The sequence below is a fragment of the Acinetobacter sp. GW821-FHT01C12 genome (assembly GCF_059422625.1).
This window is the reverse complement of sequence record NZ_JBWKXD010000004.1, coordinates 204,849-216,257: the sequence shown is the minus strand read 5'-3', so window position 1 is coordinate 216,257 and position 11,409 is coordinate 204,849. Positions and strand designations below refer to the sequence as shown.

Sequence of the window (11,409 nt, the reverse complement as noted above, 5' to 3'; positions counted from 1 at the left end):
CAAATGTTTTGATTGGAAAAAAAATTATAAAAAATAATAGTACAAATATTCTCATTTTTATTCTCAGTAAATCTTGAACTACAGAATACTGTATCACGCTAAAAATTAAATAAGAATCATTCTCAATTGATTTTTTAAATAAAATTTGCCATTTATTAAGATTTTCTAAATAAATTGAAAAATATAGTATTCCATTTAAGCCTGCTATCATCAGCTTAAAGAGATCATTTAGAAAAAAGCAAAAAATCTACCGCCATATAAAGTAATGGATTTTCAATACAATTTATTATCACGACTTTATTTACACATCAGTTCTCGTTTTTACCTCGCTAATCACTTTTAAATTTTTATTGGGTAAAAAGACAATTTCTTAATAAATATATCCAAGTCAATCACAAAATCACGCTACAATTTCTAAAGAAAGAAAAAAACTTAAGGCAAGTGAATGTCACTGTTACTCCAAATCACCATCTTCCTTGGTGCAGCATTAATTCTGGTTCCTCTAGGGAAAAAACTCGGTATCGCCACCGTACTGGGTTACTTATTTACAGGAATACTTCTGGGTCCAAGCGCGTTTAACATCGCCAATGATCCAGAGGAAATCATGCACCTTGCAGAATTTGGGGTGATTTTACTGATGTTCCTGATTGGTTTAGAACTTCGACCACAGCGTTTATGGGAAATGCGCCAATCCATTTTTGTGATGGGAAGTTTACAGGTGGGGGTTACTGGTTTGGTGCTGATGGGAACCATCTATTTAATCTTTCAACAATCACTCCCCGCAAGTTTTGTGATTGGTTTTGCCTTAGCACTTTCTTCAACCGCCTTTGTTTTACAACTTTTGGAAGAAAAACAACAACTCAATACCACCCATGGTCAGCAATCCTTTTCGATTTTACTGTTTCAGGATATTGCTGCGATTCCATTACTTGCCATCATCCCTCTCTTAGCGGGCAGCGAATCGAGTCATCATGGCGTTGCTTACTTTGCTGCGATTATCGCCACGTTCACGGGTTTATTTCTGTTTAGCCGTTATGTGATGCGACCATTTTTCCGCTTTGTGGCAAAAAGTGGTGCAACAGAACTGATCACAGCTGTTGGCCTATTTATTGTGCTGGGTGTGGTGTTGTTGATGGATACACTCGGGATCAGCACAACCTTAGGCGCTTTTTTAACAGGTGTGCTTCTGGCTGACTCTGAATTCCGTCATGAACTTGAAGCCAGTATTGCGCCCTTTAAAGGTTTATTGCTCGGTTTATTTTTTATGACGGTGGGAATGACCACGCAAATCTCGTTAATTGCAGATATGCCATTACTGATTATTGGTGGCGCAGTCAGTTTAATTCTGATCAAAATGATCGCGATGGTAGCCATTGCACGTTATAAAAAAATGAGTTGGACCAACAGTTTAATGGTCGCAACCTGTTTAGCCCAAGGGGGTGAATTTGCCTTTGTGGTATTAAACGTGGCAAAAAGCGAAAAAGTATTGGCTGAAGCAATCATGGAGCCCATCACTTTAATTGTGACCTTATCCATGGTACTGACCCCAATCTTCTTTTGGCTGGTAAGTACGCAAGTATTGCCATTAATCAATAAAGACAGTGCGCCGAAATACGATGAGATTCCCAACGAACACCCTGCTCTTATTGTTGCTGGTTTTGGTCGTGTAGGGCAAATTGTTGCTCGTTTGGCACGTATCCGTCATTTTACTTTTACCGCCATTGATAATAATTTACAAAAAATTGATTTTGTTCGACGCTATGGTGGTACTTTGTATTATGGCGATGTGACTCAACCCGATTTACTCCGTGCAGCCGGAATTGAGCAGGCCAAGGTTTTTGTATTGGCAATTGATAATGTTGAAGATTCAATGAATGTTGCGCGACATATTTTGCTCAATTATCCAAACCTTACCTTATTGGTTCGAGCACGAGATCGTTATCACATGCATCTCCTACGTGATGTCGGAGTTAAACATATTTGGCGTGAAACCTATTTGACTTCATTGGGGATGGGTTATCGAGCATTGTGTGAACTGGGCATGAGTAAACAAGAGGCTTATGATAGTGTTGAGCTATTTAGAAACTACGATGAAGAACTGTTAACACGTCAACAGCGTATTTATACCGATGAGCAAAAGCTTTTTGAAAGCTATCGGGACTTTATTTCGGAGCTTGAGCACCTGTTTGAAAGCGATGCGCAAGTTGAAAACCACAATCCTGAGCAATATAAAGATGTTCCAGATTTGGATGAATCAGGCTTAGAAAGACCCACAGCAAAAGCTCAAACCACACATGCCAAGCATGATCGTATTAATATTATGCGTGATGACGAAAATTAACTTTAAGATGCAGCGTTTTTCAGGTGAAATAAACTTGTGATTTATAATATCGCCACCATCTAAACAGGGATTTGGAGAATTTTATGTCTGATTTACGTCAACGTTTTTATATTGAAGATAGCCCTGTACGTGGTGAAATTGTACATTTAGATACAGCACTACAAACGATTCTATCGCAGCGTAATTATGCGCCTGCTGTACGCATTTTATTGGGTGAAATGTTGAGTGCAACAGCATTACTTGCAAGCACATTAAAAATTAAAGGACGTATTAGCTTACAAATTCAAGCACAAGGTACATTCAAATGGGCGATGGCTGAATGCAACCATTTAGGTGATGTACGTGCACTTGCAGATTATGAAGAAGATCCGCATTTTATGTTGAGTGAAGACAGCAGTACTGTGCTCAGCACGTTGCAACAACCTGTGTTATTTATCAATATTGAACCTGAATTTGGTGAGCGTTATCAAGGGATTGTGCCACTTGATCAACCGACGCTTGCGGCTTGTTTAATGCAGTATTATGACCTTTCTGCACAAATTCCAACACGTATTGTCTTGGCAAGCACCCATCACAATGCAGGCGGTTTACTGATTCAGTTATTACCTCGTAATAATGAAGAAGAACAGCAACGTGTAGATGAAGACTTATGGCCACGTTTGATTATGTTGACGCAGACCTTAAAGCCTGAAGAATTGACGGATTTAACCGCACAAGAAATTCTTTACCGTTTATACAATGAAGAAGAAGTTCGTCTACCAGACGTTGAACAGCTTCAATTCAACTGCACCTGTTCACGCGATAAATGCAAAAATGCATTGATCCAGATTGGTCTAGATGCGGTCAAAGAAACTCTAGAAATTCAAAATCCAATTGAAATGGATTGCCAATTTTGCAATAAAAAATATCAGTTCACTGCAAAAGAAGCTTTAAATCTGTTTGGTGAGCATTTGAGTTAATCTATTAAGATCTGAATGGTTTAAATTTGCAAAAATTTAACTATCGATTTTTACCAAGAAAAGAGCAAATTCAGTTTGCTCTTTTTTTTTCAATTAAAATTCAAAGCATAATCAGCAAGTGTTATAAATTAAAAGGTTGAATAGCTATTTAGAATCGTCATTTACTTAACCAAAGCACCAACCCGAACACACAAAGCCCATAGAACATGAAACACCACCTTTATCAGCATAAGCGGGCTTTTGCGCTAGATAAGTTTTGAAACAATAACCACACTAAGTTGCTCTTCCATATGTAGCCAAAAAGGCATAAAACTAGAATAAAGTTAAACAAAATAATGACCTTAAGTATGGCAAAAAATTATTATGAAGATTTGGGTGTTTCTAGAAATGCGACACCAGACGAAATTAAGAAAGCTTATCGAAAACTCGCACGTAAATATCATCCTGACGTGAGTAAAGAAACTGATGCTGAAGCAAAAATGCAGACCATCAATGTCGCCTACGACACCTTAAGCAATGAAGAAAAGAAAAAGCAATACGATTTTGAACTCGATAACCCCTATGCCAATACAGGTGGGTTTGGTGGGCAATCTACAGGTCAAAGTGGTTTTGATGGTAGCCAATTCCATCGTTCGTACAGTAGCAATGGTGGACAAGATTTTAGTGGTTTTGAAGATCTATTTGGACGTTTCGGTGGCGGTTTTGGCGGTGGACATCAACAAGATTTTGGGCAACGCGGCTCTCAGCAACAACGCAGCTATAAAGGTGAAGACCAACATGCCAGTATTGAAATTCCTGTAAGCATTGGTTATGAAGGCGCAACTCAGAGTATCACCTTACAAATCCCAACCTATAATGCCTATGGTGAACCCGAGGTACAACGGAAAACCCTCCAAGTTAAAATCCCCAAAGGAATGAAAGAAGGTCAGCAAATTCGCCTTGCAAAACAAGGACAAGCTGGAATTAACGGTGGTGAAAATGGCGATCTTTATATTGAGATCCAATACCAAGACACTGACCGTATCCGTGTTGAAGGTGCTGATGTCTATTACACGGTTGATGTCACACCTTGGGAAGCAGCACTTGGTCAAAGTATTGAAATTGATACCCCAGCAGGTAAAGTAAAAGTTACTGTGCCACAAAATGCCAAACCCAATCAGCAACTCCGTTTAAAAGACAAAGGGATACCGCATAAAACACCAGGTCATCTTTATTTGGTGATCAATATTGTTTATCCCAAAGCAACCACCGAAACACAGCAAAAAGCCTATCAACAATTTGCTGATGCTTTTACTGACTTTAATCCTCGTTCATAATTTTATAGATACCAACATAGCCTTGCTAAAGGAGAGCAATCATGACAACTATTCAATATCGTGAAATTGTCTATGACGGTTTCCATGATGCAGAAATCGTGGATGAAAACCTAAATCTAGATCTCAAGCACTTTGCTGAGGCATGCGGTCAAAGTCCGGATTGGATTTTGCAATTGCTTGAATATGAAATTTTACCTGCACGTCCTGAAGACCGTATTCATCAATTTTTTGGAGAAGACATCTCACGCGCACGTCGTGCTTATCGTTTACAACGTGACTTTGAAGCCAGTTTATCTGCCGTTGCAATGATGATGGATTTACTTGATGAAGTTCAACAATTGCGTAAACAAGTCAAACATCTTCACCTTCATACTCATTAATTCATTTCAAAATGTTAATGCCTAGTGACAGGTTAATATTTAACCTGTCATGATGGAGAACTTGTCTCTCCGTTTTTGTTTTTTCGTTTAGAATTTTCTGACAAAGAGGTTAATGAGCTCTGATGAATTCGAAAGTAATGAATAAAAAGTTGAAACACATGTTCCCAGAACACCGCGATCTCATGTGTAGTTTAAAACAAGAAGATCCGCATTTTGCTAAACTTTTGATTGACCACGATGAACTTGATCGTGAAATCAGTCACCTTGAGCTTGATCCACTCAATCATATTCATGAAAATATTGAGCAGCTCAAGCGGAAAAAATTAAGATTAAAAGATCAACTCTACTTAATTTTACAAAAGACAGCTCAGATAAATCCTCAACTAGAATAATGCTTAATTATTTCAGTTTTGTGATTTTTTCGACTTCTTTCATGGTTTGTTTGATCGGTTCATAATCTAAAAACCAGAGTAAATTGACGTGCTGATTTTTATGTTGTTGTGCCAACATATCAATCACACTTCTTTCACCGCGTCCAACCAAATGACGGCGGTAAAAATAGATTAACAGCCCAATCGTACAGCCCAACATCACACCCAGCATCACCCAGAAACCTATCGGGCTACGTAGACCTGGAATGAACTCAAAATTCATTCCATATACCCCTGTTAATAAGGTCAATGGCGCAAACACCGCAGTAATAATCGCAAGAATTCGCATATTCTCATTGGTTTGATTGGCGATTGCAGAAAAGTGTAAATCTATTGCAGTTTGAATTGCGGTACTTAAGCGTACCGTATATTTTTGAATACGCTCAACATGGCTAACCAGATCATCCACGCGAACCAACATAATATCTTGCTTTTCAGTGCGCTTTTTACCTTTTAAATGTGCATAGTTTTCAACAATTTCATCTCGAAGTTCCTGTAGGGAATCTATTTGTTCTTCGCACAAATTTTCAATTTGTTGAAAAACCAGATTCTCTTGAAACAGTTGATGCCACTTGGTAAAACGGCGATTGCCTTGCAATAGTTCTTGTTGCCAGAATTCAACCCGACGAGACAGAGGATTACGTAAATCCAAATAGCCATCAATCATACTATTCAGCAAGCGCAGTGCTAAATCTAAAGGCGTAGTCGGTAATTTACGTGGTTTATTTTGTTCTTCTAAACTCTTATTCATGATATTGAAAATACGTGCAAGATAACTTTCAAAGGCATGGTTGCCCTTTTCATGAATGGTGATTAAAGCTTGTGAAGTAATAATAAAACTGACTGGCGAGGACGCCAAACCAAAAACACGATCATGCTGTTCAAGCGCATCTTCGCCACTATCGATTTGATCATCTGGGGTAATTAATTTACGAAAAATCAATAAATCATAATCTTCCATTGCATCAAATGCGCATGGATGTTCGATATTTAAAATATCTCGAATATGGTATTCATTGAGATGAATTTCGGTCGCATTATAGATTTCTTTTTGCCATAGCTCAGCACGATTGACCACATCTTCACGGGTACAATCCACCCAGACAAATTGTTGCTCTGCATTAAAAACAGGTTCTTTTTGTATACAGGTATAAGGTTCATCTGTGTGTTGAAAAAAATAAAAGCTTTGCATATTCACGATATTTTTGGTCTTTATTGTTATGCATCATGCCATAAAAAAAGCCCTGAGCAAGCCAAAGTTGTAACTTTGGCGAAGCACAAGGCAGTCTTTTCTGTATTAAGTTTTAATCAAACCCTAAAGGATTTAAACCTTGCAAATATTATGCTTGGTCTACATCTTTCATGGTTAATTTAATACGACCACGGTTGTCTACGTCAGCAACTTGAACTTTAACGTCTTGACCTTCAGCCAAGATATCAGTCACGTTTGCAACGCGTTCGTTTGAAATTTGCGAGATGTGAAGTAAACCATCTGTACCTGGCATGATATTTACAAACGCACCAAATTCAACGATACGAATCACACGACCAGCATAGATTTTACCTGGTTCAACTTCAGCAGTAAGCGCTTGGATTTTTGCAATCGCAGCTTGAGCAGCTGCTTTGGTTTCACCAAATACACGTACAGTACCGTTATCTTCGATATCAATCGCTGCTTTTGTTTCTTCTGTGATTTGACGGATTGTCGCACCACCTTTACCAATCACATCACGGATCTTATCAGGATTGATATTGATCACTTGGAATGTTGGCGCATGCATAGAAATTTCAGGACGTGCACGTGAAATCACTTGGTTCATTGCATTCAGAATATGCATACGACCTGCATAGGCTTGATTCAACGCAACTTCCATAATTTCTTCTGTGATACCTTCGATTTTGATATCCATTTGAAGCGCAGTAATACCGTTTGCAGAACCAGCAACTTTAAAGTCCATATCACCTAAGTGATCTTCATCACCTAAGATGTCAGAAAGAACAGCAAAACGCTCGCCTTCTTTTACTAGACCCATTGCGATACCCGCAACTGGCGCTTTAAGAGGAACACCTGCATCCATAAGTGATAATGAAGCACCACATACAGAAGCCATTGAAGATGAACCATTTGATTCAGTAATGTCAGATACAATACGAATCACATACGGGAAGCGATCAGCTGGTGGAAGAACAGCTTGTACACCACGACGTGCTAAACGACCATGACCAATTTCACGACGCTTAGGACCAGATTCACGACCTGTTTCACCTACAGAATATGCAGGGAAGTTGTAATGCAACATGAAGTTGTCAGTTTTTGTACCAGACAAAGTATCAACCATCAACGCATCACGTGTATTACCCAAAGTCGTTGTAACCAACGCCTGAGTTTCACCACGTGTAAATAATGATGAACCATGAGCACGATCTAACACACCCACTTGTACGTCTAATCCACGAACAGTTTTAGTATCACGACCATCGATACGTGGTTTTCCTGAAAGGATGTTGTCACGCACAGTACGGTATTTAAGATCTTCAAATAATTCGTTTAAGTCATCTGCAATACCAGCTTCGTCATTTTCAGGAACGAATTGAGCCGTTGCTTCAGCTTGAAGTGCATCTAAAGCAGCATAACGGTCATGCTTAACAGCAATGGTATACGCTTCAGAGATTTTAGCTTCAAATGCGTCTTTTAATTTTGCACGAAGATCTTCGTTTTTAACTGGAGCAGTCCAAGTTGATTCTGTTGCACCAGCGGCAGCAGCAAACTCTTTAATCGCTTGGATCGCAATTTGCATTTCGTCATGACCGAAAAGCACAGCGCCTAACATTTGGTCTTCTGAAAGTTCTTTTGCTTCAGATTCAACCATCAATACTGCAGATTCTGTACCTGCAACGACAAGGTCAAGGTCAGATTGAGCAAGTTGTTCTAAATTTGGGTTAAGGACATATTCGCCATTGATCAAACCAACACGTGCACCACCGATTGGGCCACGGAAAGGTGTACCAGCGATTGCAAGTGCAGCAGACGTACCTAACATTGCAGCAATGTCAGCATCCATAGTTTTGTCTGAAGACACAACTGTTGCAGTAACTTGGATCTCGTTGTAATACCCTTCTGGGAACAACGGACGAATTGGACGGTCAATTAAACGAGAAATTAAAGTTTCTGCTTCTGAAGCACGGCCTTCACGCTTACCATAACCACCTGGGATACGACCCGCAGCATATTGTTTTTCTTGATAGTTAACTGTAAGTGGGAAGAAGTCTTGACCCGCTTTAGCAGTAGGTTGTGCAACAACAGCAACCAGTACTGTTACGCCACCCATTGTAATAAGAACCGTGTTTGCTTGACGAGCAACACGACCTGTTTCTAGTACAACTTGATGTTGACCATATTGAAATTCTTTACGAATAACATTAAACATTGACATGTATTTTTGTTTCCTAATTTTATTCTAGTGGAGACCCCTAAGGTTTGGCATTCACATCAACCGCATAAATGACAAAGCTTAGAAGCCGACCTCACTAGACAATAAATCTTTAGTTAGACTAATTTTAAACACGAAGAAGGAGCGAATATTCGCCCCTTCCCTTTTATCCAGTAAATACTGGATAGACTTTAGTTTTCATCAGTACAGCATTCAGCATGCAATAATCCGAAAATAAAAGTTTAAATCGAATTAACGACGTAAACCTAAAGCAGCAATCAAATCGCTGTAACGAGTAGCATCTTTACCTTTAAGATAGTCAAGAAGCTTACGACGTTGGTTAACCATACGGATCAAACCACGACGGCTATGATGGTCGTGTTTGTGTTCTTTAAAGTGACCTTGCAAATCATTGATTTGAGCAGTCAATAAAGCAACTTGTACTTCAGGTGAACCAGTGTCATTTTCAGCACGAGCGAATTTTGCAACGATCTCTGCGCGATCTGCGTTTGTTAAAGCCATTCGATTTCTCCGAGATGCTTAATTTAAATATTTGATACAAATCAAATTGATTCTTCAAAATCAATTTAACTGCCGTGCATCACTACAGCAGTCGCCTATTTTAAAGGAAGTGGGGTGAGATTGCAAAAATATCGTACAACCATATCCCATAAGGCTTAATTACCAAACTATTGCATTTTTTTTACAAATCGCATGGCAATTGGGACACTGACATCATGCTCAACTCAGTTCACACTGCCGTGGAATAAAAATAATCATGGAAAAAGATTGTGAAATTGTTTTCAACCAATACCTGCTATGTACCCAAGGACTTAAGCAGTATCACGCAGCGCAAAAATGAAGTTTCTCCAGAACTGGGAGGGATGACCCAACAACAAGTTGAAAAGATTTGGCAAAGTATTGAAAACCTGTATCAAACAGGCAACCATCCCCTGATCACCATGTGCTTAAGACGCAAAGGTGAGATTATTCTCAATCGTAGTCTGGGTTATGCGTCTGGTAATTCTGCCGATGGTCTGGCTTCAGATGCGGTACTTGCCAATCCAGACACCCCGATTTGTCTATTTTCAGCATCAAAAATAATTACAGCAATGTTGATTCACATGTTAGATGAAACAGGTGCAATCAATCTATTAGATCCGATCAGTTATTACATTCCTGAATATGCACAAAATGGCAAGCGCCGTGCCACAATTTTCCATTTATTGTCCCACCGTGGTGGAATTCCACGGATAGAAATGGAAGTCACCCCAGAACTGCTTTTTGACAAAGATCAAATTTTACAACACCTTTACGCTGCACAACCCATTTCACCTGCTGGTACGCATTTGGCTTATCACGCTGTTACTGCAGGCTATATTTTAGGTGAATTGATTGAGCGGGTAACAGGGCAAGATATTCGTCAGTTTTTACATGAACATATTGAAAAACCGATGGATATGCAATTTTTCAACTATGGCTTAAAACCAGAATATAGAGATCAAGTTGCTTTAAATTACCCGACTGGTGTACACCCTAAACTCGGTACAGACTTATATTTAAACCATGTGCTCGGTGGTGGCTTACAGCTTGCTGTCGATGTGACCAATGATCCACGTTTTATGGATACGGTATGCCCTGCGGGCAATATTTACACCAGTGCTGAACAAGCCAATCGCTTCTTTGAGATGTTATTGAATGGCGGTCAATATAATGGCAAGCAAATCATGAGTCCTGAAACGGTATTTCGTGCAACTTTGCCTACCTCAACCACCAACATCGACCGAACCTTACTTGCACCGATGCGCTATGCTTTGGGGCCTATGCTCGGCAGTAACCCAGTGGGTATATTTGGGCCAATGACGGGGCAAGCCTTTGGTCATTTAGGCTTTTCCAACATTCTCTGCTGGGCTGATCCAGAGCGTGATATTAGCGTCAGTATTTTAAATACAGGCAAAGCTGTAGTTGGAACACATATTCCTGCTCTGGCGCAAACGCTTTATCAAATTTCTACTCAGTGTCCTAAGATCCCTAAAACACAACGTCGAGCATTATTTGGCACAGATCGAACAGAAACCGAATTGGTTTAAATTGTCGGTTTAAACAGCGGTTTTGGTTTAAACGCAACAGATAAAATATGAAAAAGCCCTAAGATTACTCTTAGGGCTTTTCCTTTGCGCTGTAGTTTCTTGTTTAGTTATTGTGCTTATCTTATTTATAGTATTTGCTTGTACCCTAAGCAGTTTTTGTTTTTGTACATGACACTTATTTCACAACCATGTGACCAATTATGTCCTTATGTGACTTATTATGCCTGTGACAGACATTGAACAGAAGTCGCATTTACCGCAAGATTATGTGAGAAATAACGTACATAGAGGCAATGGTTGTAGCCTTTAAAAAAACCTACTAAATTTAAATAATTTGATTCTCTTTGAAGTAAAAAATTCAGAATTTAATTTCAATAAAAAAGCCCTGTAGTCTCTCCCAAAACTACAAGGCTTAGCGGCTGTAAGTTTCCTCTTATCACTTACTTTCATGTAAGTTCGCA

9 protein-coding genes are annotated in these 11,409 nt (G+C 39.2%); 6 read left to right on the top strand and 3 right to left on the bottom strand.

From position 1 onward, the window contains the following. The first annotated feature begins 445 nt into the window (after positions 1–445). The 5 genes from AC07WY_RS12675 to AC07WY_RS12655 all read left to right on the top strand — a co-directional run bounded on the left by AC07WY_RS12675 (position 446) and on the right by AC07WY_RS12655 (position 5,388). The gene (locus AC07WY_RS12675; protein WP_262087171.1) at positions 446–2,341 is read left to right on the top strand and encodes a monovalent cation:proton antiporter-2 (CPA2) family protein; all 1,896 of its coding nucleotides are present in this window, start codon (positions 446–448) and stop codon (positions 2,339–2,341) included. 83 nt (positions 2,342–2,424) lie between these two features. Further along, the gene (gene hslO, locus AC07WY_RS12670) at positions 2,425–3,300 is read left to right on the top strand and encodes an Hsp33 family molecular chaperone HslO (RefSeq protein ID WP_004725526.1); all 876 of its coding nucleotides are present in this window, start codon (positions 2,425–2,427) and stop codon (positions 3,298–3,300) included. Between the two features lie 347 nt (positions 3,301–3,647). Then, entirely contained in the window at positions 3,648–4,616 is a 969-nt protein-coding gene (locus AC07WY_RS12665) for a DnaJ C-terminal domain-containing protein (RefSeq protein WP_239044788.1), read from the top strand. Between the two features lie 41 nt (positions 4,617–4,657). Next, a complete protein-coding gene (locus tag AC07WY_RS12660) occupies positions 4,658–4,996 on the top strand; it encodes a chaperone modulator CbpM (protein WP_004725521.1) in 339 nt (112 codons plus the stop codon). Positions 4,997–5,118: 122 nt separating this feature from the next. After that, positions 5,119–5,388 carry an HP1242/YdcH family protein gene (locus AC07WY_RS12655; RefSeq protein WP_004725519.1) on the top strand — a complete coding sequence of 90 codons (270 nt, stop codon included), beginning with the start codon at positions 5,119–5,121 and terminating at the stop codon, positions 5,386–5,388. A gap of 7 nt (positions 5,389–5,395) precedes the next feature. Here AC07WY_RS12655 and AC07WY_RS12650 read toward each other — a convergent pair whose 3' ends face one another. The 3 genes from AC07WY_RS12650 to rpsO form a co-directional block, all read right to left on the bottom strand. Next, entirely contained in the window at positions 5,396–6,619 is a 1,224-nt protein-coding gene (locus tag AC07WY_RS12650) for a magnesium transporter CorA family protein (RefSeq protein WP_004725517.1), read from the bottom strand. A 148-nt stretch (positions 6,620–6,767) separates the two neighbouring features. Then, positions 6,768–8,855 carry a polyribonucleotide nucleotidyltransferase gene (gene pnp, locus AC07WY_RS12645; protein WP_171066865.1) on the bottom strand — a complete coding sequence of 696 codons (2,088 nt, stop codon included), beginning with the start codon at positions 8,853–8,855 and terminating at the stop codon, positions 6,768–6,770. Between the two features lie 255 nt (positions 8,856–9,110). Next, positions 9,111–9,380: a 30S ribosomal protein S15 gene (gene rpsO, locus AC07WY_RS12640; protein WP_004725514.1), complete on the bottom strand. Its 270-nt coding sequence runs from the start codon at positions 9,378–9,380 to the stop codon at positions 9,111–9,113. A 269-nt stretch (positions 9,381–9,649) separates the two neighbouring features. On the opposite strand from rpsO, the gene AC07WY_RS12635 reads away from it, so the two are divergent. Then, positions 9,650–10,948, top strand: coding sequence for a serine hydrolase domain-containing protein (locus AC07WY_RS12635; RefSeq protein WP_494736470.1), 1,299 nt, complete (start codon positions 9,650–9,652; stop codon positions 10,946–10,948). The last annotated feature ends 461 nt before the right edge of the window (positions 10,949–11,409 follow it).